22 protein-coding genes are annotated in these 24,320 nt (G+C 68.5%); 12 read left to right on the plus strand and 10 right to left on the minus strand.

The window, feature by feature from the left end; translation table 11 throughout:
- The first annotated feature begins 109 nt into the window (after positions 1–109).
- Positions 110–1,234, plus strand: a complete 1,125-nt coding sequence (locus ACZYZ5_RS08285) for a glycerate kinase (protein ID WP_463900847.1) — start codon at positions 110–112, stop codon at positions 1,232–1,234.
- A 19-nt stretch (positions 1,235–1,253) separates the two neighbouring features.
- Here ACZYZ5_RS08285 and ACZYZ5_RS08290 read toward each other — a convergent pair whose 3' ends face one another.
- Both ACZYZ5_RS08290 and ACZYZ5_RS08295 read right to left on the minus strand, forming a co-directional pair.
- On the minus strand, positions 1,254–1,964 hold the full coding sequence (locus ACZYZ5_RS08290; RefSeq protein WP_463900849.1) for a DUF6766 family protein: 711 nt from the start codon (positions 1,962–1,964) through the stop codon (positions 1,254–1,256).
- Between the two features lies 1 nt (position 1,965).
- Positions 1,966–2,412, minus strand: coding sequence for a DUF6328 family protein (locus ACZYZ5_RS08295; RefSeq protein WP_463901104.1), 447 nt, complete (start codon positions 2,410–2,412; stop codon positions 1,966–1,968).
- 312 nt (positions 2,413–2,724) lie between these two features.
- Here ACZYZ5_RS08295 and ACZYZ5_RS08300 point away from each other — a divergent pair, with 312 nt between their 5' ends.
- Both ACZYZ5_RS08300 and ACZYZ5_RS08305 read left to right on the plus strand, forming a co-directional pair.
- The gene (locus ACZYZ5_RS08300; RefSeq protein ID WP_463900851.1) at positions 2,725–3,624 is read left to right on the plus strand and encodes an SDR family oxidoreductase; all 900 of its coding nucleotides are present in this window, start codon (positions 2,725–2,727) and stop codon (positions 3,622–3,624) included.
- Between the two features lie 68 nt (positions 3,625–3,692).
- The gene (locus ACZYZ5_RS08305) at positions 3,693–4,208 is read left to right on the plus strand and encodes a hypothetical protein (protein ID WP_463900853.1); all 516 of its coding nucleotides are present in this window, start codon (positions 3,693–3,695) and stop codon (positions 4,206–4,208) included.
- A gap of 94 nt (positions 4,209–4,302) precedes the next feature.
- Here the strand turns inward: ACZYZ5_RS08305 and ACZYZ5_RS08310 are convergent, their stop codons facing one another.
- Entirely contained in the window at positions 4,303–5,640 is a 1,338-nt protein-coding gene (locus ACZYZ5_RS08310; RefSeq protein WP_463900854.1) for a uracil-xanthine permease family protein, read from the minus strand.
- Positions 5,641–5,855: 215 nt separating this feature from the next.
- On the opposite strand from ACZYZ5_RS08310, the gene ACZYZ5_RS08315 reads away from it, so the two are divergent.
- Together ACZYZ5_RS08315 and ACZYZ5_RS08320 are read left to right on the plus strand one after the other, a co-directional pair.
- Positions 5,856–6,461, plus strand: a complete 606-nt coding sequence (locus ACZYZ5_RS08315) for a malonic semialdehyde reductase (protein ID WP_463900856.1) — start codon at positions 5,856–5,858, stop codon at positions 6,459–6,461.
- Between the two features lie 350 nt (positions 6,462–6,811).
- Positions 6,812–7,975, plus strand: coding sequence for a GGDEF domain-containing protein (locus ACZYZ5_RS08320; protein WP_463900858.1), 1,164 nt, complete (start codon positions 6,812–6,814; stop codon positions 7,973–7,975).
- A 95-nt stretch (positions 7,976–8,070) separates the two neighbouring features.
- Here the strand turns inward: ACZYZ5_RS08320 and pgm are convergent, their stop codons facing one another.
- Positions 8,071–9,732, minus strand: coding sequence for a phosphoglucomutase (alpha-D-glucose-1,6-bisphosphate-dependent) (gene pgm, locus ACZYZ5_RS08325; RefSeq protein ID WP_463900860.1), 1,662 nt, complete (start codon positions 9,730–9,732; stop codon positions 8,071–8,073).
- A 136-nt stretch (positions 9,733–9,868) separates the two neighbouring features.
- Between pgm and ACZYZ5_RS08330 the strand changes: the two genes are divergently transcribed.
- On the plus strand, positions 9,869–10,444 hold the full coding sequence (locus tag ACZYZ5_RS08330) for a DUF4190 domain-containing protein (RefSeq protein WP_463900862.1): 576 nt from the start codon (positions 9,869–9,871) through the stop codon (positions 10,442–10,444).
- Here ACZYZ5_RS08330 and ACZYZ5_RS08335 read toward each other — a convergent pair.
- The 4 genes from ACZYZ5_RS08335 to ACZYZ5_RS08350 form a co-directional block, all read right to left on the minus strand.
- Positions 10,410–11,291: a phosphotransferase gene (locus ACZYZ5_RS08335; RefSeq protein WP_463900863.1), complete on the minus strand. Its 882-nt coding sequence runs from the start codon at positions 11,289–11,291 to the stop codon at positions 10,410–10,412. The two genes, ACZYZ5_RS08330 and ACZYZ5_RS08335, sit on opposite strands and share 35 nt — an antisense overlap.
- Positions 11,292–11,295: 4 nt before the next feature.
- Positions 11,296–12,765, minus strand: a complete 1,470-nt coding sequence (locus ACZYZ5_RS08340) for a peptide MFS transporter (RefSeq protein ID WP_463900865.1) — start codon at positions 12,763–12,765, stop codon at positions 11,296–11,298.
- 184 nt (positions 12,766–12,949) lie between these two features.
- The gene (locus tag ACZYZ5_RS08345) at positions 12,950–14,062 is read right to left on the minus strand and encodes an alcohol dehydrogenase catalytic domain-containing protein (protein WP_463900867.1); all 1,113 of its coding nucleotides are present in this window, start codon (positions 14,060–14,062) and stop codon (positions 12,950–12,952) included.
- Between the two features lie 90 nt (positions 14,063–14,152).
- Positions 14,153–15,592: an amidase gene (locus ACZYZ5_RS08350; RefSeq protein ID WP_463900869.1), complete on the minus strand. Its 1,440-nt coding sequence runs from the start codon at positions 15,590–15,592 to the stop codon at positions 14,153–14,155.
- 276 nt (positions 15,593–15,868) lie between these two features.
- On the opposite strand from ACZYZ5_RS08350, the gene ACZYZ5_RS08355 reads away from it, so the two are divergent.
- The 3 genes from ACZYZ5_RS08355 (at position 15,869) to ACZYZ5_RS08365 (ending at position 17,524) form a co-directional block, all read left to right on the plus strand.
- Positions 15,869–16,195, plus strand: coding sequence for a rhodanese-like domain-containing protein (locus tag ACZYZ5_RS08355; protein ID WP_463900870.1), 327 nt, complete (start codon positions 15,869–15,871; stop codon positions 16,193–16,195).
- Between the two features lie 18 nt (positions 16,196–16,213).
- Entirely contained in the window at positions 16,214–17,194 is a 981-nt protein-coding gene (gene pheA, locus ACZYZ5_RS08360; protein ID WP_463900872.1) for a prephenate dehydratase, read from the plus strand.
- A 93-nt stretch (positions 17,195–17,287) separates the two neighbouring features.
- The gene (locus ACZYZ5_RS08365) at positions 17,288–17,524 is read left to right on the plus strand and encodes a hypothetical protein (RefSeq protein WP_463900873.1); all 237 of its coding nucleotides are present in this window, start codon (positions 17,288–17,290) and stop codon (positions 17,522–17,524) included.
- Here the strand turns inward: ACZYZ5_RS08365 and ACZYZ5_RS08370 are convergent.
- The gene (locus ACZYZ5_RS08370) at positions 17,521–18,585 is read right to left on the minus strand and encodes a diacylglycerol/lipid kinase family protein (RefSeq protein WP_463900875.1); all 1,065 of its coding nucleotides are present in this window, start codon (positions 18,583–18,585) and stop codon (positions 17,521–17,523) included. The genes ACZYZ5_RS08365 and ACZYZ5_RS08370 overlap by 4 nt on opposite strands.
- A 78-nt stretch (positions 18,586–18,663) precedes the next feature.
- On the opposite strand from ACZYZ5_RS08370, the gene serS reads away from it, so the two are divergent.
- Positions 18,664–19,944, plus strand: a complete 1,281-nt coding sequence (serS, locus tag ACZYZ5_RS08375) for a serine--tRNA ligase (protein ID WP_463900876.1) — start codon at positions 18,664–18,666, stop codon at positions 19,942–19,944.
- A 133-nt stretch (positions 19,945–20,077) separates the two neighbouring features.
- Positions 20,078–20,959 (plus strand): HAD family hydrolase, encoded by an 882-nt coding sequence (locus ACZYZ5_RS08380; RefSeq protein ID WP_463900877.1) that lies wholly within the window; start codon positions 20,078–20,080, stop codon positions 20,957–20,959.
- A gap of 43 nt (positions 20,960–21,002) precedes the next feature.
- Here ACZYZ5_RS08380 and ACZYZ5_RS08385 read toward each other — a convergent pair whose 3' ends face one another.
- Positions 21,003–21,602 (minus strand): MarR family transcriptional regulator, encoded by a 600-nt coding sequence (locus tag ACZYZ5_RS08385; protein ID WP_069950283.1) that lies wholly within the window; start codon positions 21,600–21,602, stop codon positions 21,003–21,005.
- 259 nt (positions 21,603–21,861) lie between these two features.
- Between ACZYZ5_RS08385 and ACZYZ5_RS08390 the strand changes: the two genes are divergently transcribed.
- Positions 21,862–24,279 carry a phosphoketolase family protein gene (locus ACZYZ5_RS08390; protein WP_463901106.1) on the plus strand — a complete coding sequence of 806 codons (2,418 nt, stop codon included), beginning with the start codon at positions 21,862–21,864 and terminating at the stop codon, positions 24,277–24,279.
- Positions 24,280–24,320: the final 41 nt, after the last annotated feature.

Genomic DNA, 24,320 nt, shown 5'->3' on the forward strand with positions numbered 1-24,320 from the left:
TGGATCCGGGCTTGTTCTGTGTGGCTGCCACGTTACTCCCGGCGCCACGGCCTGTCGCGGTTGTCGGGCGCTGCGTCGTGCCCAGGGCCGGGACTGGCAGGATGGGACCATGCGCATTCTGATCGCCCCGGACAAATTCAAGGGCTCCCTTACCGCCGCCGAAGCCGCCTCCGCCATCGCCCAAGGCGCCCTGCGCGTCTATCCCGAGGCCGAAGCCATCCAGTTTCCGGTGGCCGACGGCGGCGAGGGAACCCTTGAGGCGGCCGTCGCCGCCGGATACGAGGAGCGGCTGAACGCCGTCGTGGGTCCGATCCTGGCGCCGGTGGGCGCCGCCTGGGCGATCCGGAAGGACGCCTTCGGCGGGGCCACCGCCGTAATTGAAACCGCGCAGGCCTCCGGGCTGGCGCACATGGAGCCCACGCCGGCCAACGCCCTGCGCGCGCACAGCTACGGCTGCGGCCAGCTGATCGCCGCCGCCCTCGACGCCGGCGCGACGGAGATCGTGCTGGGTCTGGGCGGCTCGGCAATGAGCGACGGCGGCAGCGGCGCCCTGCGCGCGCTGGGCCTCAAGCCGCTCGACTCCGCGGGTAACGTGGTGCCGCTGGGCGGCGGCTCGCTCACCGAGGTGGCACAGCTCGATGTCAGCGGCCTCGACCCGCGGCTGGGCTCGGTCACGTTCCGGATCGCCGTCGACGTGCAGAACCCGCTCATTGGCGGCGACGGCGCAGCTCACGTGTTCGGCCCGCAGAAGGGCGCCGACGAGGACGCCGTGGAACTGCTCGACGCCGGACTCCGCAACTGGGCCTCGGTGCTGCGTCAATCCACCGGCCGGGACGTCAATGTCCCCGGGGCCGGGGCTGCCGGTGGCTTCCCGGCGTCGTTCCTGGCCTTCAGCAACGCGGCGCTGGAAGGCGGCTTCGAGCTGGTGGCCGGACTCACCGGACTCGCCGACAAACTCGCACAGGCGGATCTGGTGATCACCGGTGAGGGCTCGCTGGATTCGCAGTCGCTGACCGGCAAGGCGCCGATTGCTCTCGCCGATGCCGCCCAGAGCCTCGGCATACCCGTGATTGTGGTCGCGGGACGGATCCTGGTCACCCCGGAGGACCTCGCCAAGCACGGTGTGGTCGCCGCGGCGCAGCTGCTGGACCTGGCCGGGAGTCCGGATGACGCCATCGCCAACGCCGCCAAGTACCTCGCCTGGGCCACCAGCCAGGTGCTCGAGGGCGCCTGAACGCCCAGGCGCCAGTCCCTCAGGCGCCCGTCTCATAGTGCGGCTCCGCGACGGGTTTGGATTCGGGGGAGCCCCGCTCGCGCAGGTAGACCGAGGCGCCGACAAGGACGGCGACGGCCAGGAACTCACTTTGCCAGTTCTGGAACGACTCAAACCAGAAGCGGCTCGTTGCCAGGTACGCCAGGACCGTCACGGGCGGCTGCCCGTGGCTCTGCTGCTCGGAACTGTAGTCCTCGCTGCCGCCGACAGCGTGGAGGGCAAAGGAAGCCAGGAACAGCAGCAGGAACATCATCGACAGCGAATGTTCATAGAGCTTGAGGACCCATCCTCCGCGCCGCACAGGCCACGGCGTGGCTGCCTTCAGGGGCGCGTCCCGGGGGTCCTCGTCCTGCGGGGCACCCCGGTCCACCGGCTTCGACTCCGAGGATCCTTTCTGGAAGAGGAACACCGTCAGGATGACGTACATGCCCATCTGCAGGAACTCGGACTCCCAGTTTTCAAAGGTCGCCTCGAGAAACGCCCCGGTGCCGAGGTACTCCAGCACCGTCGCGCCGGACCCGCCGTGGGCCAGCTGATCCTCGCTGTAGTCGGCGGCCCCGCTGACGACCATGCCGCCGAAGAACGCCAGGAACAGGCCGATATTGGCCAGCAGCAGGCCGTGGTCCTTCACCCACCCGCCCACGGTCCGTCCCGGCCGTGCGCTGCGCTGATGGCTTGCGGTGTCGGCCATGTCAGTTCCCTTGTTCGGCCTGCCGGCGGAGCCTGCTCGGCACGTAGACCAGCAGGATCAGCAGCACCGCCAGCAGCACCGCGCCGGCAGTCAGCCCCGCCGCCCGGCCCGCCGTGACGTCGAAGACCAGGGCGGAGGTGCCGACGCTGAGCAGGCCGATGCCGGCCAGGGCCACCTTCGCGATCCTGTCCGCGCTGGACACGAGGGCGGCCCTGAGATGCAGGCGGAACAGGCGGCGGTGCACGCTCACGGGCAGCAGGATCAGGGATGTGGTGAGGGCGGCCAACGCCACGTTGGCCAGGTAGAGGGTGGTCTGGAAATTATCCAGCGTCTCGAACCTCGCCTGGAAAGGCAGGGTCAGCAGGAACCCCGCCAGGATCTGCACGCCGGTCTGCAGCACCCGCAGCTCCTGCAGCAGTTCCATCCAGTTCCGGTCCAGTTTTTGGATTGCGGACTCGTTCCGCGAATCCGCCGCGGCCCGCCTAGGAGAGGACTCTTGTGGATCTGACTCTTGTGGAGCGGACCCGGACTTTGGATCGGACACTCGAACGCCTCCGGGTGAATGAGAATCAGGCTGCGGTGGCAGTCAACACTCAACCTAGGCTTGAGCTTTGCGAAATTCAAGCCGGTACTAAGGTTGCTGATGAATTTCCGGGTAGGGTGGAACTGTTTACTTCGTGGGGACAGCTTCGCCGGTCCGGGTCACCGCCCGCGGCCCGGGGAGCAGCCCTGGAAAACCGACACGTTGGGTAGGTGGACTATGAGTGATTCAAGCAAACAGCAGGACCAGCCGCGCGACCCCCGGGCCGGCTACTACTCCGGATCCTTCCCGGAGCAGGTGCAGGAACAGCCGGGCCTCACCGCGCCCATGGACCCCCAGCCGGACCACGGCGAGGAAAGCTACCAGGGCAGCGGCGCCCTCGAGGGCAAGGCCGCGCTGATCACCGGCGGAGACTCCGGGATCGGCAAGGCGGTGGCCATCGCCTTCGCCCGCGAGGGGGCCGACGTCGCCATCTCCTACCTGCCGGAAGAGGAAGCCGACGCCCAGGACACCGCTGCGTGGATCCGTAAAGCAGGCCGCAAGGCGCTGCTGATCGCCGGCGACGGACGCCATGAGGATTTCGCCACCAGGATCGTGGACGACACCCTCTCCGAGTTCGGCCGCCTGGACGTCGTCGTGCTGAACGCCGCGTACCAGAAGAACCGCGACAGTTTCGAGTCCCTCCCCACCGAGGAGTTCGAGCGCGTCTTCCAGACCAACCTCTACTCGCTGATCTGGACCGCGCGGGCGGCAGTGCCGCATCTGAAAGCAGGCGCGTCGATCATCACGACAGCGTCGATCCAGGCGTTCAACCCCTCGCCCGAGCTCATCGACTACGCCATGACCAAGGCCGCCCAGGTCGCCTTCACCAAGGCCCTGGCCCAGGAGCTCGGCCCGAAGGGGATCCGCGTCAACGCCGTGGCACCGGGCCCCATCTGGACGCCCCTAATCCCCGCGACCGAGTGGCCGGAGAAGCTGCCGTCCTTCGGCCAGGACACCCCGCTGCAGCGGGCGGGTCAGCCGGCGGAACTCGCGCCGGCCTATGTTCTCCTGGCCTCCGACCACGGCTCCTACATATCCGGCGCCGTCCTGCCCGTCACGGGCGGCAAGGGTCTCTGAGAGGCAGCAAGGTCTTTCGGGAGATCCAAGAATCCCCGCAGTTCACGATTCCACACGGAAGGAACAGCATGTCCCAGGAGAACCAGCAGGAGCCGACCGAGGAAGCCGGCGGCTACGGAACCCCCACCGCGGAGCAGGAGCTGCCCGGCGGAGACACGAAGAAGTTTGCCCAGCCCCGCGAAGAAGAAGCTTTCGACGCCGCGGGGCTCAGCCAGGACAGCCCGGACGGGGAAACCTACCCGGCCGGCGCCCCGGACCTGAGCCAGTTCGGCGCCGAAGACCAAGACAGTGCAGGAGAACCCGGAGCAGGACGCTTCGGAGGAACGGAGGAACAAATGAGTTCGGAAAACGCCAGCACAACCCCCGGCTACGATGCCGACGCCTCGGAGAATTCCGAGCCAGCGGTGCCGTCCTCGGAGGCCGAGATGGATGCGTCCAACACCGAAGAGCCCGACGCCGGTCGGCCGTTCTCCTCGGAGCCCGGTCAGGACGCGGCCGGCCTGCCGGACGGATCGGGAACGGACCTGCCGGATGACAAATCCCCCAGGGACCGCGACGACGAGGAAGCCTTCGACGCCGGCTAAAGCCCGCCACCCGGCCAGCGAAGGCCGGGACCCGAACACCCATGTGGTGTTTGGGCCCCGGCCTTTCGGCTTTAAAGCGGCGGTCAGCGGGCGGTTAGCGGCGCTTCTTCGGAGGGCGCTTCGCGGCGGCGGTGGCAGCGGCCGTGACGTCTTCCGTTTCCGGTTCGGCGACAGTGCCGCGGACCTTCGCGATCGCCGTCATGCCGTGGTAGATCACCAGGGCCGCCGCGGAGCCCAGGGCGATGCCGGTGAACACCAGATCGCCGATGGTCCAGGTGTAGTCGGCGATGCCGACGATGAGTGCGACGGCGGCGGTGGTCAGGTTGATCGGGTTGGAGAAGTTGACCTTGTTCTGCACCCAGATCTTGACGCCCAGGACACCGATCATGCCGTAAAGCATGGTCGCGGCGCCGCCCAGCACGCCGGCCGGGACGGTGGCGATGAGTTCGCCGAATTTCGGCGAGAAGCTCAGCACCACGGCGAAGACACCGGCCACCCAGTAGGCCGCCGTCGAATAGACCTTGGTCGCGGCCATCACGCCGATGTTTTCCGCGTAGGTGGTGGTGCCGGAGCCGCCGCCCATGCCCGCGAGCACGGTGGCGGCGCCGTCGGCCATCAGCGCGCGCCCGGAGACGCCGTCGAGGTTCTGGCCGGTCATGGCGGACACCGACTTCACGTGGCCGATGTTCTCCGCCACGAGCACCAGCACCACCGGCACGAACAGGCCAACGACGCCGAGGTGGAATTCGGGAGTCTGGAAGAACGGCAGCCCCACCCAGGCGGCGGCGTCCATCTTGGAGAAGTCCACTTCGCCGCGGATCATCGCCACGAAGTAGCCGACCACGACGCCGACCAGGATGCTCAGCCGGCCCAGGATGCCGCGGAAGAAGACGCTGACCACGATGATCGTGGCCAGGGTGATGAGGGCCGTGATCGGGGCCGCGTCGAAGTTGTTCTTCGCCGCGGGCGCGAGGTTGAGGCCGATCAGCCCGACGATGGCGCCGGTGACGATCGGCGGCATCAGGCGGTTGATCCACCCGGCACCGAATTTCTGCACCACCGCGCCAATGATCGCCAGCCCGACGCCGGCAAGCACCACGCCGCCGAGCGCACCGGCGACGCCGTACTGCTGCTGCGAGGCCATGATCGGCGCGATGAACGCGAAGCTGGACCCGAGGTAGCTCGGCACCTGGCCCTTGGTGATGACCAGGAACAGCAGCGTTCCGATGCCCGAGAAGAAGAGTGTGGTGGCCGGCGGCATGCCGGTGAGGATCGGAACCAGGAAGGTGGCGCCGAACATGGCGACGACGTGCTGCATCCCGACGCCAATGGTCAGCGGCCACGCAAGGCGCTCATGCGGCTTCACGACCTCGCCCGGGCGGATGGACTTGCCGTTGCCGTGGAGCTTCCATTTGGTACCGAGCATGCTCATTGCCGGGGCCTTTCAGAGAATGTGTGGCGGGGCGGGAAGGAATCTTCCGGGGCAACTTTACCGCGCCGGTGTTTCCGGTATGCGTCGCCGGCGGCGCCGCTGTGCCGGACGTCACGGGACGAGACGGGAAGTATGAGGGACAAGGTGAAGTTGCAACTATGGATAGGAACAGTGCCCGCCGCCCCCGGCGGGCACCCCCAGCGAAAGGGACGCTCATGACCATCGCCCATGACGAAGCAGTAATCGACGCCGCCGCAGTGGACGCCATCTTTGCCGAGGCCCGCACCCCCAACACCTTCACCGGCGAGGTTACCGACGGGCAGGCCCGGGCCATCTACGAGCTCACCAAGTTCGGGCCCACCGCGTTCAACTCTCAGCCGCTGCGCGTGACCTACGTCCGGTCCGCGGAGGCCCGCGCCACCCTGGTCGGGACCCTCGCCAACGGCAACCGCGCCAAGACCGCGTCCGCGCCCCTCGTCGCCGTCCTCAGCTACGACACGTCTTGGCAGGACCAGTGGGACGACTTCCTGCCCGGCTACAACGCGCCCAAGGCCATGTACGACGCCGCGCCGGACCTCGCCGCGGCCACCGGCAACAACAACGCCCACCTGCAGGCCGGCTACTTCATCCTCGCCGTCCGGTCCCTGGGCCTGTCCGCCGGACCCATGACGGGCGCGGACTTCACCGCGATCGATGCGGCGTTCTTCCCCGACGGCGGCCAGAAGAGCTTCCTCGTGGTCAACATCGGACAGCCCGCAGCCGACGCCTGGGGTGCGGCGAAGCCGAAGTTCGCGTACGACGACGTCGTCCGCACGGTCTGACCGAGCTGTTGGCGCTCAGGTGCCTGCCGGGCTGAGTTGGCTACGGAGGTGCCCGCGGCGCTGAGTTGGCGCGGAGGTGCCTCCGGCACCATGGGGGACAGGCCGGAGGCACTCGGGACGCTATTCTGCGGTTGAGCGCAAGGCCGCATCCGGGGCCGCTTCCCAGTTTAGTCCGCTTCGGGGCCGATAACACAGAGCCGTTGGGCCCTTTCAGCGGGTCCGTCCGGCCGTCCCGCGTCGCATCCGAGTCCGAGGTCACATTTCCTGGCCGCGGGGTGCAATACTTGGGTCACCTGCGGCGCGGAGTCGGCGCAAATCGGGCAATTGCGAGCGGACCGGGGGGCCACTACATGATGCTTGACATCGCAACCTTGCGTGTCGCCCTGGCGGTGGTCGATCTGACCCTGCTGCTGCTGTTCTACTTCATCACCTTCCGCCGGACGCGGTCGGCCTACAGCGGCTGGTGGTGCCTGGCGCTGCTGCTGTTTCTGTCCGGCAATGCGGCTTACCTGCTGGACGGCACGCCACACCAGGTCTGGACCAACCCGCTCGGGAACGTGCTCCTCGTGGCCGGCGCGGCCAGCATCTGGGCGGGGGCCCGTTCGCTGCGGACCACGGTTCCGAAGATCTGGTATCTCGCCGCCGGGCCTGCCATCACCGCCGTGGCCTCGGTGCTGGACCAGCCGGCCACCAACGTGTGGTCAGGCGGCCCGGCCTATCTGGGATTCATGGCCCTGCTGATCGGCCTGGGCTGCCGGGAACTGTTCCTGCTGGACCGGAACTTTTCGCGCGTGCACCTCACCCTGGCCGTGGGTTCCGGCCTCCTGGCCGCGTTCTATCTGGGCCGCTTTGTCACGTTTCTGCTCGAGGGGCGTGACGGGGCAGTGTTCCTGACCGTCTTTGGATCCGTCCCGATGACGGTCTGTTCGGCCGTGATTATGGTGGTGGCGTCCTTCACCATGGCGGAACTGAGCTACGAGCAACAGACCCAGGACCTCCGCGCCCGCGCCACAGTGGACGGGCTCACCGGACTGTTGAACCGCACGGCGTTCCTGGATCTCGCCGAGAACGAACTGCGCCGCCTCAACCGGGCCAGGACCACGGCGTCGCTGATCCTGGCGGACCTGGACCATTTCAAGGGAATCAACGACGAGTACGGCCACTCGGCCGGCGACGCCGCGCTGCAGGCGTTCGCGGACGCCTGCACGTCCACGGTCCGCTCCTCCGACCTCGTGGGCCGCTACGGCGGCGAGGAATTCATCATCCTCCTGCCCGGCGTGGCGCCCGAAAGGGCCGGGGAAATCGCCTCGGACGTCAGCGCCCGGATGCAGGCCTCGACGTCGCCGGTGATCCCGCGCCTGCCGACTGCCAGCTATGGCATCGCCTGGACCGCGCCAGGCCGCGTGGATCTGAACGCAATGATCGCCTCCGCGGACGCCGCCCTCTACCAAGCCAAGACCCTGGGCCGGGACCGCTCCGTTCTCGCTAGCGGTCTCGAGGAAGAGTCGGCCTGAACCGGCGGCGCTAACGGCCGGCGGCTTGAACAGGACAGTCCGCGGGCTGAACGAGTCAGCCCGCGGGCGGGTGCCTGAAAGAGCCAGCGGGGTGGCTAGGAAATGACCCCGTCCACCAGCGCCTTGGCCTCGGCCTGGACCTGCTTGAGGTGCTCGGCTCCCTTGAAGGACTCGGCGTAGATCTTGTAGACATCCTCGGTGCCGGAGGGGCGGGCCGCGAACCAGGCATTCTCGGTAACGACCTTCAGCCCGCCGATCGCCGCCCCGTTGCCGGGTGCCTCGGTCAGCTTGGCGGTGATGGTTTCACCCGCAAGTTCGGTGGCGGTGACGTCCGACGGCGCGAGCTTCCCCAGCGCCGCCTTCTGTTCGCGCGTGGCCGCGGCGTCGATCCGTGCGTAGACCGGGTCGCCGAACTGGTCGGTGAGGCCCTTGTACAGTTGCGACGGCGACTTGCCCGTGACGGCCGTGATCTCCGAAGCCAGCAGCGCCAGCAGGATGCCGTCCTTGTCCGTGGTCCACACGCTGCCGTCCATCTTGTTGAACGAGGCGCCCGCGGACTCCTCGCCGCCGAACGCCCCCTCGCCGGACAGCAGCCCGGGAACGAACCACTTGAAACCCACCGGCACCTCCACGAGCTTGCGGCCCAGGCTTTCGGCCACACGGTCGATGATCGAGGACGAGACGAGGGTCTTGCCGATCACGGACTGCGGGTTCCACCCGGTGCGGTGCCGGTACAGGTAGTCAATCGCGACGGCGAGGTAGTGGTTCGGGTTCATCAGCCCGCCGTCAGGGGTCACGATGCCGTGCCGGTCGGCGTCGGCATCGTTGCCGGTGGCGACGTCGAACGCCGTTTTGCCGGAACCGGCCTCCGACATCCGGTTGATTAGCGAGGCCATCGCCGACGGCGAGGAGCAGTCCATCCGGATCTTCTCGTCCCAGTCGAGGGTCATGAAGGCCCACTGCGGATCGACCGTGGGGTTGACCACCGTGAGGTTCAGGTGGTGGCGTTCGCCGATCTCGCCCCAGTAGTCCACCGACGCGCCGCCCATCGGGTCGGCGCCGATCCGGACGCCGGCCTCGCGGATGGAATTGAGGTCCAGGACGGACGGGAGGTCGTCCACGTAGCTGCTGAGGAAGTCGAACTTGCCCGTGCTGCCGGCGCTGAGGGCCTCGGCGATGGGAATCCGCTTGACCCCGCGCAGGCCGTTTTCCAGCAGCTCGTTCGCGCGGTTGGCAATCCAGCCGGTGGCGTCCGAGTCGGCGGGTCCGCCGTGCGGGGGGTTGTATTTGAAACCGCCGTCGCCGGGCGGGTTGTGGCTGGGGGTTACCACTATCCCGTCTGCCTGCGGAGCCCCGGCGGGGGAGTTGTTGTTGTGCGTCAGGATGGCGTGGCTCAGCGACGGAGTGGGGGTGTAGCCGTGGCGGGCGTCGATCAGCACGTTGACGCCGTTGGCCGCGAGGACTTCCAGGGCGGAATTCTGGGCCGGTTCGCTCAGCGCGTGGGTGTCCTTGGCGAGATACAGCGGCCCGGTGATGCCCTGGCCCGCCCGGTACTCCACGATCGCCTGGGTGATGGCGAGGATGTGGGGTTCGTTGAAGGACGCTTTCAGGCTCGAGCCCCGGTGACCGGAGGTGCCGAAGGCGACCCGTTGGCCGGGGTCGCCAAGATCCGGGGAAACGTCGTAGTACGCATCCAGGAGCGCAGTGAGATCAACAAGGTCTTGGGATTGGGCAACAGTGCCCGCGCGGCTAGCCATTGCACCAGCATGCCAGACGGGCGTGGCCGGCAACATGATTTCCGCGCATTACGGCCCCTGTGACGCAAGAATTATCCTGCTCTTCGCAACGGGACGGCGGTAGGCTGAACCCAGCGACGTTAAAAAGGGGAAAACCATGACTGACCAGCCGAAACCGGAGAAGGACGGGACGCCGGAGGGCTACCAGCCGCCGTCGTACATTCCCGGCCAGGAGTCCGGCGAGCAGTACGGCCGGCCCGCCGCCGGCTACAGCCAGCGCACCGAGCCATACGGCACGCCGGACGGGGCGCCAACGCAGCAGCCCTTCGGACAGCAGGCGTACGACCAGCAGCCCTACGGCGGTCAGGCCCAGCAGCCCTACGGGCAGCCGCAGTACGGCGCGCCGGTTCAGTATGGCCAGCCGGGCACCCCGTTCGACGCCTATGGCCAGCCAGCGTATTACGGCGTACCTCCGGAGCCCAAGGGCCTGAGCATCGCCAGCCTGTGCTGCGGCATCGCCGCTTTCATCGGGCTGGGCTTCTTCCTCCTGCCGCAGCTCGCGGCAGTCATCCTCGGGCATATGGCCCTCAAGCGCGAGCCGTCGGGCAAAGGCATGGCCATTGCCGGTCTGGTGCTTGGTTACGTGGGGATCGCGCTGGCGCTGCTGGTCTTCGTGCTCATCGCAGTGGGGCTGGCCATCAGCAGCTCAAGCTACCGGGGCATCGGGGCCTAGGCTCAGCCGTCAGGGCCGCCAGCAGCCGCCCGGCGTTGGCCTCGAGCCAGTCGCCGCGGCGGCGGATCAAGCCGCCGACCCCGTCGTCCCACATCCGGGCCCAGCCGCCGCCGAGGACCCCGGCGTTGTGTTCCATCCGCTCGTAGCTGAGCGCCGTCGCCTCGACCCCGAACACCGGCAGCCGCCGCCGTTCCTCCTGGCTCCAGCCGTAGGCGTCGGCGAAGATCCGGAGCCGCCCGAACGCATCGGTCGTCTCCCAGCCCGGCCAGGCATCGGCCGGGTCGCGGAGCGGGACCCAGTGCATCGCGCTGTTGAAGGAGTCCTTGAGCGCCGTGGTGGGGCCGGCGAGGTCGAAGTCCACCAGGCCGGCGGCGCGGCCGTCGCGGACCACGACGTTCTGCGGGGTCACGTCCAGGTGGCAGACGAGTTCCGCCGGGTCCTGGCGGACCGGGCGGGGCGGGAAAGGATGCGCGTCCGGCGCGAACCCGGCCGAGGCCGTGTGGATCCGGCGCAGCAGTTCCGCCACGGAAACCAGGAGTTCCTCGGACTGCGCCCAGGCCTCAGGTTCGCGCCCGGCGCACCGGCCGGGCAGGAACGTCAGCACGTCCCGGCCCTCGGCGTCCCGGCCCAGGAACCGCGGAGACCCGTCGAAACCGGCGTCTTCCAGCCAGTCGAGGTACGCGGCGACGGCCAGTGATTGCGGCTGATGCGGGCGGCGGATGGTCGCGCCGACCCGCACCACACCGTCGGTGACATCGCCCGCCGGCATGAGTTCGACGTCGGACGCCTCGCCTGCGGCGGGGACGTACACACGGGACTCAAGCGGCGCGCGGTGCCTGGAGCTCATCGGCTCAGCGTACGCCGCCCATGAGCTTCTTGATCGCCGGCGAGGCCGCGGCCAGCCCCACGGCCAGCAGCATGGCGGTGCCGCCGATGCCGATGAAGTACGGCAGCTCGTCCGCCGGGTTGTACAGGCCGGACAAGATGCCCGCCAGTGTGGTGCCCAGCGACACCGAGAGGAAGAACAACGCCACCATCTGCGTGCGGAAGGCCTCCGGAGCCAGCTTCGTGGTTACGGACAGGCCGATCGGGGACAGGAACAGCTCCGCGAGCGTGAACAGGAACAGGATCCCGACCAATGCCAGCAGCGGGGTCTTGCCGTCCCCCGCCAGCGGGATGAACGCCAGGAACGCCAGGCCCATGACAAAGAGCCCGATCGAGAACTTCAGCGCCGAGCCGGGCTGCTTGCGGCCCAGCCGGGTCCACAGCGCAGCCATGACGCCGGCGAAGATGATGATGAACACCGGGTTGATGGACTGGACCCAGGCGGCCGGCATTTCCCAGCCGAACAGGTTCCGGTCCAGCTTCTCCTCCGAGTACACGGCGATGAAGGTGAACTGCTGCTGGAACAAGGCCCAGAACGCGGCCGAGGCGAGGTACAGCGGGATGAATGCCGCCACCCGGCGGCGTTCGGTCCCGTTGACCTTCTTGCTGCTGAAGATCAGGGCGAAGTAGAGCACGGACGCGCCGATGGCCGCGTAGGCCATGGACATGGCCAGATTCTCTGCATTGACGATGCCCGTCGCCAGCAGCACGGCGATGACCGCGGCGATGGCGGCGAAGCGCAGGCCGTACCTGGTGCGCTCGGCGGCGGGCAGCGGGTTGTGCACCCGGTGCGCCTCCTCCGGCAGGTTCTTGCGGCCCAGCGCGTAGATGACCAGACCCGCGGCCATGCCGACGGCGGCGGCGCCGAAGCCCCAGTGGAACCCGTGGCTTTGCTGCAGCCAGCCGGTGACCAGCGGGCCGATCAGCGCGCCCGCGTTGATGCCCATGTAGAAGATGGAGAAACCGGCGTCGCGGCGTTCGTCCTTCTCCCGGTAGAGGCTTCCCACCAGGGCGGTGGCGTTGGCCTTCAGTCCGCCGGAGCCGACGCCGACCAGCACCAGTCCCGCGATCAGGCCGGGAATGCCCGGCACGAAGGCGAGGGCGATGTGTCCGGCCATGATCAGGATGGCGGAGCCGAACAGCACCTTTTCGGAACCGAGGAGCCGGTCCGCGAGCCAGGCGCCCAGGATGGTGGAGAGGTAGACGCCGCCGCCGTAGGCGCCGACGAGACCGGCGGCCAGGCCCTGCTCAATTCCCAGACCGCCCTCGGCGGCCGTGAAGTACATGTAGTAGAGCAGGATGCCCTGCATTCCGTAGAACGAGAAGCGCTCCCACATCTCCACGGAGAAGAGGCTGGCCAGCATCTTTGGGTGGCCGAAAAAGGACGTGTCGCCCGGCGTTGTCGCGGTGGGCTGGGATAAATGAGTAGTGCTCATTTACTTAATGCTGACAGTGTGACGCGGGATTGTCACATTCGCGGCGGCCCGACGCAAGCCACCCGCCCGGTTTTTTGTCCCCGGTTTCCGCCCGTTGCCCTGTCAGATAATGCGGCTATACAGCCGGAATGGCAGCATTATCTGACAGCGCAACCGGAAGTCGGGGCACGGACGGGGTCCGCGGCTAGCCGGCGTCGAACATGATGACCTGGCGCACCGCTTTCCCGTCGGCGAGCTGGTCCATGGCCTGGTTGATGTCCGCCAGGGCGATGCGCGCCGAGATCAGCTCCTCGACCGGCAGTTTTCCTTCCCGCCAGAGCTGGGCGTACTTGGGAATGTCCCGGGACGGCACCGCGGAGCCAAGGTAGCTGCCGATAATGGTCCGGGCCTCGGCCGTGATGGTCAGCGGCGAGATCTGCGCGCGGGCGTCCGGGTGCGGCAGCCCCGCGGTGATCGTGGTTCCGCCGGCGGCGGTCGCGGCGAAGGCGGTTTCGAAAGCGCGCGGGTTCCCGGCGCACTCGATCACGTACCTGGCCTTGACGCCCTCCTCGAGGACCTGCTGCGGGGTGTACGTTTCGTGGGCGCCCAGGCGGCGGGCGTGGTCGAGTTTTTCGTCCAGCGTGTCCACGGCGACGATCCGCGACACATCCTGGGAAACCGCCGTGATCAGCGCGGCCATGCCGACGCCGCCGAGCCCCACAATCATGATGCTGTCCTGCGGCCGGGGCCGGGCCGCGTTGAGGACGGCACCGCCTCCGGTCAGCACGGCGCAGCCCAGGACGGCGGCGACGTCCGTGGGGACGTCATCGCCGACCGGCACGGCCGAGGCGCGGTCCACCACGGCGTGGGTGGCGAAGCCGGACACGCCCAGATGGTGGAAGATCTTTTCGCCGGCGCGGTCCAGGTGGATCGACCCGTGCAGCAGGGTTCCGTCGCCGTTGCTCTTCGACCCGGCCGTGCAGGGGAGCCGGCCGTCCTCGGCGCAGTTGGCGCACTGTTCGCAGCGGGGCAGGAAGGACATCACCACGCGCTGGCCCGGCACCAGGTCCGTGACGTCCGCGCCGACCTCGACGACGCGGCCGGCAGCCTCGTGCCCCAGCAGCATCGGCACCGGGCGGACCCGGTTGCCGTCCACCACACTCAGGTCCGAGTGGCAGATGCCGGCGGCCTCGATCCGCACCAGGATCTCGGTGGGTCCGGGGCCCTCCAGCTCCAGCTCGGAGATGGTGATGGGCCGGGAGTCCGCGAACGGGCGGGGACGGCCGATTTCCTCAAGTACTGCACCGGTGATCTTCATCGATCCCTCTCAGGTCGTTTCCAGCTCGTGTGGTTTTGGGGCGGTGGCGCTGCCCGGCTGGACATGTCCACCGTACAACTGCACCCCATGTTAGAACCCTAGCTGCGCGGCCAGCTGCAGCAGCAGCGCCTCGGAACCCATCGGCCCGATCAGCTGGATGCCCATCGGCAGTCCAGCACCTGGGGCCCCGCCGGTCCAGTGCACCGGAATGCTGATCGCGGGCAGCCCGCACACGTTCACCATGGACGACCACGGCGCGTACTCGCACTGCTTGCGGTAGTCGCCGTCGGCATCCCCCGTCCAGTTGGCCGCCGGCCAGTAGCCGTCCCCGTGGGCCGCTCCGGTGAACCAGCCCACCGGGCGGGGTGTCTGGGCCAGTGCCGGCATGAGCATCAGGTCCCACTCGGCGTACTGGGCGATGGTGTCCCGCTGGAACTGGCGCAGGAACCCGATGGATTCGGCGAGTTTCGCGGGCCCGCGCTGCTGCGCGCGGCGCCGGAACGTGCGTGTCAGCGGGGTCAGGAGCGCCTCGCGCTGGGGAACGATCCGGGCATCCCCGACGGCGGCGGTCCAGGCCGTAGTGAAGGCGGCCGGGTAGCGGTTGTCGTAGCGGATGGAGGCCTCCGAGGTTTCGTGGCCGGCCGCCTCCAGCAGCCGGATGCCTTCGGCGAGGGCGTCGAGCGCCTCGGGGTCCGGGGTGAAGGGGAAGATCGTCTGCCAGGGGCTGTCCAGGCTCACGCCGATCCGCAGCCGGGGCGGGTCCTGGGCGGCGCGGTCCAGGTAGCCGGGAGCCGGCTGGGCGGACGGATCCGCGGGGCCGGGCACCATCGCATCCAGCAGCAGGGCCGCGTCCGCGGCGGAGCGGGCCAGCGGCCCGGACACGACCAGGCCGGCAGGATCACCGGTGCTTTCACCGGCCGGAACCAGCCCGCGGCCGGGCTTCAGGCCCACGAGCCCGCACGCGGCGGCCGGGATGCGGACCGAACCGCCGCCGTCGGAGCCGGGAGCAAAGGGAACCAGCCCGGCGGCCACCGCCGCGGCGCTGCCGCCGGTGGATCCCCCCGAGCCGCGGCTGAGCGCGTGCGGGTTCCGCGAGGGAGGAGCGATCCGGTTCTCGCTGTACGCCGTCAGTCCGAATTCCGGGACCTGTGTTTTGCCCAGCGAGACCATACCTGCGCTCCTGAGCCTCGCGACCAGGGCGCCGTCGGCCAGCGCCGGCTTGCGGTCCAGGGCGGCGCTGCCGTGGGTCGTGACAACTCCGGCGACGTCCGTCAGGTCTTTGAACGCCACCGGCATGCCGTGCAGCAGCGCCAGTTCGGTCCCGTCCCGGGCGGCCCGGGCATGGGACTCGTCCGCTGCGGTTGCATCTCGCAGGGCCTGCTCCGCGGTGACGGTGATGAACGCGCCGAGGTGCCGGTTTTCCGCGGCGATGCGGTCCAGGAAATGCCTGGTGACCTGCAGCGAGGACAGCTCGCCCGAGCGGAGGGTGTCGCGGAGGTCCACGGCGGAGAGCTCGTGGATCTCAGCCACGGTGGCACGGATCCGGGTTTCCCGCCCGCGTTTCCGGGGGACATGTCCAGTGCTGGCGCGGGCGGGTGGACATGGTGGCATTATGCCCGGTGTTACTGGCCAGGGGAGGGCATGTCCCGAAATGCCGGGGGCGGGCAGCCGGAATCGTGCGACGGTGAGCTGCCGGGGATCTCCTGTGCGCCATCCCAGAAGCGTAACCTGCAGGCGGGTAGGGGTGCGGCACTGGTGGCTGGCGATACGCTGGAGGCAGACCATGCATTCTTCGGAAGGACGACCATGAGCGACTTTGACACCGTAACCGTGTCCGGCATCCCCGAAGGGGCCAGGATCCTTGACGTCCGCGAGGACTACGAGTGGGTCGCGGGCCACGCCCCTGGGGCGCTGCACATCCCCCTGGACCAGCTGCCGGCCCGGCTCGAGGACCTCGATCCCGACGAGGACCTCTACGTTATCTGCCGCACCGGGGGACGCTCCTTCCGGGCGGCCCAGTGGCTCAGCGGTCAGGGGTATTCCGCCCTGAACGTGGCCGGTGGCATGGACCAGTGGCTGGAAACCGGAATGCCACTGGTGTCCGACAACGGACTCAAGCCGGTCATCCTGTAGTTGAAGAAAGAAGCACCGATGCCCGCATCACCCCTCACGTACACCTTCCTCGGACCCGCGGGCACCTTTACCGAGGCAGCCCTGATGCAGGTTCCCGGTGCGGCGGACGCGAACCGCGTTCCGTCGACGAACGTCAACACGGCGCTGGACAAGGTCCGCGACGGCTCGGCGGACGCGGCAATGGTGCCGATCGAGAACTCCGTGGAGGGCGGCGTCACCGCCACCCTGGACGCCATCGCTACCGGCCAGGAGCTGCGGATCCTGCGCGAGGCCCTCGTGCCGATCAGCTTCGTGCTGGTGGCACGGCCAGGGACCCGGATCGAGGACATCCGCCGGATCTCCACCCACGGCCACGCCTGGGCGCAATGCCGGCTGTGGGCCGAGAAGAACATTCCGAAGGCGGAATATATCCCGGGCTCATCCACGGCCGCCGCGGCCATGGGGCTCCTCGAGGGCGACACGCACTACGACGCGGCGATCTGCGCCCCGATCGTGGCCACCGAACAACCCCGGCTCGCCGTGCTCGCGGAGAACATCGGAGACAACCCCGGCGCGGTCACACGGTTTGTGCTGGTGGGCCGGCCCGGCGCGCTGCCGGAGCCCACCGGTGCGGACAAGACCACCGTCGTCGTTCCGCTGCCGGAAGACCGCCCCGGCGCCCTGATGGAGATTCTTGACCAGTTCGCGACCCGCGGCGTGAACCTCAGCAGGATCGAGTCACGGCCCACCGGCCAGTACCTGGGCCATTACTTCTTCAGCATCGACGCCGACGGCCACGTGGCCGACGCGCGCGTGGCGGATGCCCTGGCGGGCCTGCACCGGATCAGCCCGGCCACCCGCTTCCTGGGTTCCTACGGCCGCGCCGACGGGAACCGGACACTCGTGGAGCCGCACACCTCGGACCAGGCCTTCCGCGCCGCGCATGCCTGGGTAAAAGCCATACTGTCGGGGGCATCTGTGGTGCCGGAATATATGTCCAAGGCTTCGCCCACAGCGTAGACAAATGCCACATCCGGCACTTCCGCCCCTCGGGAACTGTGCGTATGCTTGCCTGATCCATATTGGGGAAGTCCTCTACCGAGGGAGCAGGTCATGGCAGACACCAGCCTTGAAAATGACGGCCAGGGAATGATCGTGAATCCCAAGCCGACCGCGGAAAACCAGGACTGGGATGGCGACGACGCCGACCGTGCCGACCGGCTCCGCTTTGAAGAGGAGCAGGCCATGATCCGCGAGCAGTCCGAGGCACGCGCCGCCAGGGCCGCCGCGGAAGCGAAAAAGACCGCGGACGCGCACAAGGAAGCCGCCGCGAAGGAAGCCAGCGCCTAATCTCCTTCGGTGCCGTCCTTGACCCGGACGAGCAGCGAGCCGGGGGCAACCTGCACGGTGACCTTCGTGGCCGCACCGCTCGGATCGCCGTCGACCTGCGTGGGCACCGGCTCAGCGCAGCTGATGACGATCTTCCCGGAGCGGTAGTACGTCATCACCGGCAGGTGTCTCTTGTGCTTCATCACGATCTTCCAATACATCGCCAGCCAGCCGATCGCGCTGCGCGGACTCATCACCACAACGTCGAGCATCCCGTCGTCGATCATGGCCTGGGGGATGAAGTCGATCCCGCCCGGGATCAGGCCGCAGTTTGCGAACAGGACGCTGCGGATCTTCCGGCTCTGTTCGGGCTGGTCGTCCAGCGAAATGGACACCTTCTTGCGCCGGCCGGGGAGGTGCCGCACGCCCGCCTCGGTGTAGGCCAGCCAGCCCACAGCCTTCTTGAGCCCGTCGCTGGTGTCGCCCACTACCTCTGCGTCCATGCCGATGCCGGCAATGACCAGGAAGGTGTGCTCCGAGGACTCTTTGGTTCGTGAGTTCTCCACCCGCATCCGGGCCGTGTCGATGAAGCGCTGGTGACCGAACAGGGCGGTCTGGACGTTGCCGTGCAGGTCGCCCACGTCGAGGTGGATATTGCGGGCCAGCAGGTTGCCGGTGCCGAGCGGGATCAGGCCCATGGCGATGTCCGTGCCCGCGAGAACGTCCGCCACCACCCGCACCGTGCCGTCACCGCCGCCCACGAGGACGACGTCGGCGCCGTACTCGACGACTGCCCGCGCCTGCGAGAATCCGGGGTCCTCGGCGGTGGTGTCGAAAAACCGCGGCGGTACCCAGCCGGCCGCGGCGCACGCGCCTTCAATCAGGGTGCGGGCCTCGTCCGACCGGGCCTTGATCGGGTTCATCACGACGGCGACCTTCTGCTGGCCCGAGCCCGGACTGTGCGTTTCCTCCCACACGGCGCTGCGCGTGTGCCGGGCCTTGAGCTTGCGTACTCCCCACCAACTGGAGACGGCAAAGGCCAGGACTCCAGCGATGATGAGGTAGAGCAGCCAGTCTCGCATAGTGCTCCAACACTATCCCGCCGGTGGCGGGCGGCTTGATTGCCCGGGAACGGCGGCCTGATTGGATACTCTTGTCAGGTGATCGACGTAAAAGACCTCAGCGAAAATCCGGACAAGTTCCGGGCCAGCCAGCGCGCCCGCGGCGCCGACGAATCCGTGGTGGACGCGATCATCGCCGCGGACTCGGCCCGGCGCGCCGCCCTGATCCGCTTCGAAAACCTCAGGGCCGAGCAGAATGCCTTCGGCAAGAAGGTGGCACAGGCCAAGGGCGAGGAAAAGCAGGCCCTGCTGGCCGAGGTCAAGGTCCTCGCCGGCGAGGTCAAGGCCGCTTCCGCCGAGGCCGACGTCGCCCAGACCGCCCAGGAGGAACTGCTGCGCGCCATCCCCAACCTCATCGAGGACGGCGTTCCCGCGGGCGGCGAAGACGACTACATCGTGGTCAAGACCGTCGGCGCCCCCCGCGAATTCACCGACTTCGAGCCCAGGGACCACCTGGAAATCGGTGAGCTGATCGGCGCCATCGACATGGAGCGCGGCGCCAAGGTTTCCGGGTCCCGGTTCTACTTCCTGCGCGGAGCCGGCGCCCGGCTGGAAATGGCACTGCTGCAGATGGCCATGGAGCAGGCGATCGACGCCGGCTTCGTGCCGATGATCACCCCGACCCTGGTGCGTCCGGAGACCATGCAGGGCACCGGGTTCGACGTCAAGCACGACGCCGAGATCTACCGGCTCGCCGAGGACGACCTTTACCTCGTGGGCACCTCGGAAGTGGCCCTGGCCGGCTACCACGCGGACGAGATCCTGGACCTCTCCGCCGGCCCGGTCCGCTACGCCGGGCAGAGCTCCTGCTACCGCCGCGAGGCCGGCTCGCACGGCAAGGACACCCGCGGCATCATCCGTGTCCACCAGTTCAACAAGGTGGAGATGTTTATCTACACCACGGTTGAGGAGGCCGCGGCCGAGCACGCCCGGCTGCTGGCCTGGGAAGAGGAGATGCTGGCCAAGTGTGAACTGCCCTACCGGGTCATTGACACCGCCGCCGGGGACCTCGGCAACTCCGCGGCCCGCAAGTTCGACTGCGAGGCCTGGGTTCCGACCCAGGGCGCCTACCGCGAGCTGACCTCGACCTCCAACTGCACCACGTTCCAGGCGCGCCGGCTCAACATCCGTGAACGCGTGCTCAACGAGGACGGGGCCCCCAAGGGCACCCGGGCCGTCGCCACGCTCAACGGCACCCTGGCCACCACCCGCTGGATCGTCGCCATCCTGGAGCACCACCAGAACCCGGACGGCTCCGTCAACATCCCGCCGGCCCTGCAGAAGTACCTTGGCGGCATGACGGTCTTCCCCGTCATCTGAGCCGCCGTTTCCCGGCCCTTGACCCCGCGGAATGCCGCGGGGCCAAGGGCGTCAACAGCTGTTCACCCCGGGTTCACCGGACGCTGTGGCCTGCGTCCTAGCGGCTGTCCGGGGTGTCTGCTCTACTTGTGAGATGACAACATTGACTGAATCCTCAGTCGCCGGCAACGATGACCGGCGAGACAACAACCGGAACAACGGGAACAACCAGAACACCGCAGCCCACAAGCTGATGGTGGCGCTCGACGTCGACGGCACCCTCGTGGACCACGACGGCCACATGTCCGTTCCCGTCCGCGAAGCCGCCCGGGACGTCGTGGCCGCCGGCCACCACGTCACCATCGCGACCGGCCGCTCACTGAACGCGACCCTGCCGATCATTGAGCACATCGGCATCGACAACGGCTATGCCGTGTGCTCCAACGGCGGGGTCACCCTGCGGCTGGATTCCGGCCTGCCGGACGGCTACGAGATTGTGCACAAGGCCACCTTTGACCCGGGCCCCGCGCTCCGGGCACTGCGCAAGCGGCTGCCCTCGGCCAAGTACGCGCTCGAGGACGAGGACGGAAACTTCCTCTCCACCGAGCGCTTCCAGGACATGAGCTTCGGGGTGGAGGCCATCGGCGTCGACTTCCAGACCATGCTGGAAGCCACCGCGGTCCGCGTCGTGGTCTTCAGCGCCGAGAACACGCCCGAGGAGTTCAACACCGCCATCCGGCACATCGGACTGGCCGGCGTGACCTACTCGGTGGGGTGGACGGCGTGGCTGGACATCGCCGCGGCCGGAGTGACCAAGGCCAGCGCCCTGGAGCACCTCCGCGGCCGGCTGGAGATCGAGGCGCACCGCACCGTCGCCGTCGGCGACGGCCGCAATGACATCGAGATGCTCACCTGGGCCGCCCGCGGTGTGGCCATGGGACAGGCGCCCGAGGAAGTCATCGCCGCCGCGAACGAGGTCACCCACTCCGTGTTCGACGACGGCGCCGCCCACGTGCTGCGCAGCCTGCTGCTCTAGGCTCGGACGACGCCGGGGGCCTGCCTGCGGTGTGTGCGTGCGTTCAGCGCACCTCGAGGATGAGGCCCAGGAGCCTGGCCGCGGCGGGCCGCGCCGCGTGTTCCTCATTCCACTGCGCCCGCGCCACGGCCTTGCTGACGGCCTGGGTGGTGATCCCGAGTTCCTCGGCGACTGCCTTCTGCTGTCCGCGGACCCCGGGGGTTAGCAGGTCCAGGACCCGCCATTCCGCGGGGCTGCGGTCGTGCACGATGTGGCCCAGCAGCCGCAGCACGGCCTCGGACTCCGCGGCGAGGTCGGCCAGCGGGCCCTCCACGGCCACCGGGATCCGGTCCTTGCCGTTGCGCAGCCGGTCGACGGCGCGGCGGGCGTAGATCAGCCCGTGGCCGGAGGCGTCCTTGATTTGGTTCGGCAGGGGTTCGTTAACGGGCCCGACGCCGATACCGACGTACCAGCTGCCGGTCCGCAGCGCGATCATCGCTGCTTCGACGGCCTGCTGCGGAGAGTCCACAATGCCCTGGACCTCGTCCTCCACCGAACGGTCAAAATCCAGGCGCGCCGGGATGTGCCGCAGGTCCTTGAGGAGCTGCGGCACGCAGTCGCCGTCGCGCCGGCTGTCGGTTTGGTTGATCGTCAGCGTGAACATTCTGGATCCACACTACCCGGTGGTAAGGGGCTGGCAAGAGCGGCCCCTGGACACGCCCGCGCGGGCTTGTATCCGGTCCGGGGACGTGTTGCGATGGAGCCTGCGTACCGCCCCAGGCCCCTGTAAAGCGAGGAATCCATTGACCAGCGAGTTGACCAGCGACCTGAACACCGACGCCGATCCGTCCGGCCGCAGCACACCGGGCAGGGCGCCCGACGCGCAGCCGGAAAGCGCCTCCCGGGAGCCCGGCGGCGCCGAACTGGAGCTCGTGGACCGCTGGTGGCGGGCCGCCAACTATCTGTCCGTCGGGCAGATCTATCTCCGCTCCAACCCGCTGCTGCGCGAACCCCTAAGCGCCGGCGACACCAAGTCCAGGCTGCTGGGCCACTGGGGCACCACCCCGGGACTGAACTTCGTCTACGCCCACCTGAACCGGGTCATCCGCCGGGACAGCCAGAGCATGCTGTTTATTGCCGGACCCGGCCACGGCGGCCCCGCCGTCGTGGCGAACGCCTGGCTTGAAGGCACCTACTCTGAGATTTACAGCAATGTCGGCGACGACGAGCAGGGCATGGCTGAGCTCTTCCGGCAGTTCTCCTACCCGGGCGGAATCCCCAGCCACGCCGCCCCGGAAACCCCGGGCTCCATCAGCGAGGGTGGCGAGCTCGGCTATTCCCTGGCGCACGCCTACGGCTCCGTCTTCGACAACCCGGACCTGATCACCGCCGTCGTGATCGGCGACGGCGAGGCCGAAACCGGGCCGCTGGCGGCGAGCTGGCACTCCCACAATTTCCTGGACCCGGTCCATGACGGTGCGGTGCTGCCCATCCTGCACCTGAACGGCTACAAGATCGCCAACCCCACCATCCTGGCCCGCATGCCCGAAGCCCAGCTGGAACAGCTGCTGCGCGGCTACGGGCACGAGCCGCACTTCGTGACCGTGGGCCGTCCGGACGACACGGCGGCCGCCCACCGGGACTTCGCCGCCGTACTGGACGACTGCCTCACGGAGATCCGGGCGATCCAGTCGACCCGCAGGAGCGGAACTGCAGGCGGCGGTGCGGCGCGACCCGCCGAAGGCGATGCAACAGCCGGCGCGTCAGCCGGGGATGATGCAACAGCCGGCGCCCCGGCCGCGCGCTGGCCCATGATCGTGCTGCGTTCGCCGAAGGGCTGGACCGGGCCCAAAGTCGTCGACGGGCTGCAGGTGGAAGGAACGTGGCGGAGCCATCAGGTGCCGCTGTCCGAAGTGCGCACCAACCCGGAGCACCTGGCGCAGCTGGGGGAGTGGCTCGAATCGTACCGGCCGGCTGGGCTCTTCGACGACGCCGGGAACCTGCGGCCGGAGGTCGCGGCGAACGCGCCCGGGGGCGCACTCCGGATGAGTGCCTCCCCGTACGCGAACGGCGGCGTGCTGCTGCGGGACCTCAAACTGCCGAAGTACCAGGATCATGCCGTCCCGGTGGCGCAACCCGGTGTCGAGCGGGTCAGCGCCATGATCACCCTCGGGTCCTGGCTGCGCGACGTGATCAGCCAGAACCCCGAGACGTTCCGGCTGTTCGGCCCGGACGAGACCGCATCCAACCGCCTGCAGGACGTCTATGAGGTCACGGACAAGGTGTGGCAGTACCGGATCGAGGAACTCGATGAGCACCTGGCCCGCGCCGGACGGGTCATGGAGGTCCTCAGCGAACACCTCTGCCAGGGCTGGCTGGAGGGGTACCTGCTGACCGGCCGGCACGGCGTGTTCAGCTGCTATGAGGCGTTCATCCACATCGTGGATTCCATGTTCAACCAGCACGCCAAGTGGCTCAAGGTGCACCGTGAACTTCCCTGGCGCCGGCCGGTCGCCTCGCTCAACTACCTGCTGTCCTCGCATGTCTGGCAGCAGGACCACAACGGCTTCTCCCACCAGGATCCCGGCTTCATCGACCACGCCGTGAACAAAAAAGCCGAGGTCATCCGCGTCTACCTGCCGCCGGACGCGAACACGCTGCTCTCCGTGATGGAGCACTGCCTCGATTCACGGGACTACGTGAACATCGTGGTCAGCGGCAAACAGCCCTCGCCGACCTGGCTAGGCCCCGCCGATGCCGCGCACCACTGCCAGCGCGGCCTGGGAATCTGGGAGTTCGCCGGCTCCGAAGTCCCCGGCGAGGAACCCGACGTCGTGCTGGCCTGTGCCGGCGACGTGCCCACGGTAGAGACGGTCGCCGCCGCGGAACTGCTGAAGGCCGGTGCCCCCGGACTGAAGATCCGGGTGGTCAACGTGGTGGACCTGATGCGGCTCCAGGACGCCAGCGAACACCCGCACGGCCTGACGTCCCGGGACTTCGACGGGATCTTCACGACGGATAAGCCCATCATCTTCGCCTACCACGGGTATCCGTCCCTGATCCACCGGCTGGCGTACCGGAGGACCAACCAGGACGGGCTGCACGTTCGCGGGTATAAGGAGGAGGGCACCACCACCACGGCCTTCGACATGGCCATGCTCAACGGGATTGACCGCTTCCAGCTCGCCATCGACGCGATCGACCGGGTCCCGGGCCTGGCGGAGAAGCACTCGCTGCTGCGGCAGGCGCTGCAGGACAGCCGGATCCGGGCGCACAACCACACCCGGGACCACGGCGAGGACTCGGAGGAAATCAGCGGCTGGACCCTCGGCCGGAAGTAGCCCCGCTGCCGGCAGCCGCCCACGCTACCGCGCGGTGCCGG

Source organism: Pseudarthrobacter ribosi (assembly GCF_055412865.1).

Coding starts and splice junctions, on each gene's coding strand:
- ACZYZ5_RS08285 (WP_463900847.1), top strand. CDS start 110: ATGCGCATTCTGATCGCCCCGGACAAATTCAAGGGCTCCCTTACCGCC.
- ACZYZ5_RS08290 (WP_463900849.1), bottom strand. CDS start 1,964: ATGGCCGACACCGCAAGCCATCAGCGCAGCGCACGGCCGGGACGGACC.
- ACZYZ5_RS08300 (WP_463900851.1), top strand. CDS start 2,725: ATGAGTGATTCAAGCAAACAGCAGGACCAGCCGCGCGACCCCCGGGCC.
- ACZYZ5_RS08305 (WP_463900853.1), top strand. CDS start 3,693: ATGTCCCAGGAGAACCAGCAGGAGCCGACCGAGGAAGCCGGCGGCTAC.
- ACZYZ5_RS08310 (WP_463900854.1), bottom strand. CDS start 5,640: ATGAGCATGCTCGGTACCAAATGGAAGCTCCACGGCAACGGCAAGTCC.
- ACZYZ5_RS08315 (WP_463900856.1), top strand. CDS start 5,856: ATGACCATCGCCCATGACGAAGCAGTAATCGACGCCGCCGCAGTGGAC.
- ACZYZ5_RS08320 (WP_463900858.1), top strand. CDS start 6,812: ATGATGCTTGACATCGCAACCTTGCGTGTCGCCCTGGCGGTGGTCGAT.
- pgm (WP_463900860.1), bottom strand. CDS start 9,732: ATGGCTAGCCGCGCGGGCACTGTTGCCCAATCCCAAGACCTTGTTGAT.
- ACZYZ5_RS08330 (WP_463900862.1), top strand. CDS start 9,869: ATGACTGACCAGCCGAAACCGGAGAAGGACGGGACGCCGGAGGGCTAC.
- ACZYZ5_RS08335 (WP_463900863.1), bottom strand. CDS start 11,291: ATGAGCTCCAGGCACCGCGCGCCGCTTGAGTCCCGTGTGTACGTCCCC.
- ACZYZ5_RS08340 (WP_463900865.1), bottom strand. CDS start 12,765: ATGAGCACTACTCATTTATCCCAGCCCACCGCGACAACGCCGGGCGAC.
- ACZYZ5_RS08345 (WP_463900867.1), bottom strand. CDS start 14,062: ATGAAGATCACCGGTGCAGTACTTGAGGAAATCGGCCGTCCCCGCCCG.
- ACZYZ5_RS08355 (WP_463900870.1), top strand. CDS start 15,869: ATGAGCGACTTTGACACCGTAACCGTGTCCGGCATCCCCGAAGGGGCC.
- pheA (WP_463900872.1), top strand. CDS start 16,214: ATGCCCGCATCACCCCTCACGTACACCTTCCTCGGACCCGCGGGCACC.
- ACZYZ5_RS08365 (WP_463900873.1), top strand. CDS start 17,288: ATGGCAGACACCAGCCTTGAAAATGACGGCCAGGGAATGATCGTGAAT.
- ACZYZ5_RS08370 (WP_463900875.1), bottom strand. CDS start 18,585: ATGCGAGACTGGCTGCTCTACCTCATCATCGCTGGAGTCCTGGCCTTT.
- ACZYZ5_RS08380 (WP_463900877.1), top strand. CDS start 20,078: ATGACAACATTGACTGAATCCTCAGTCGCCGGCAACGATGACCGGCGA.
- ACZYZ5_RS08385 (WP_069950283.1), bottom strand. CDS start 21,602: ATGTTCACGCTGACGATCAACCAAACCGACAGCCGGCGCGACGGCGAC.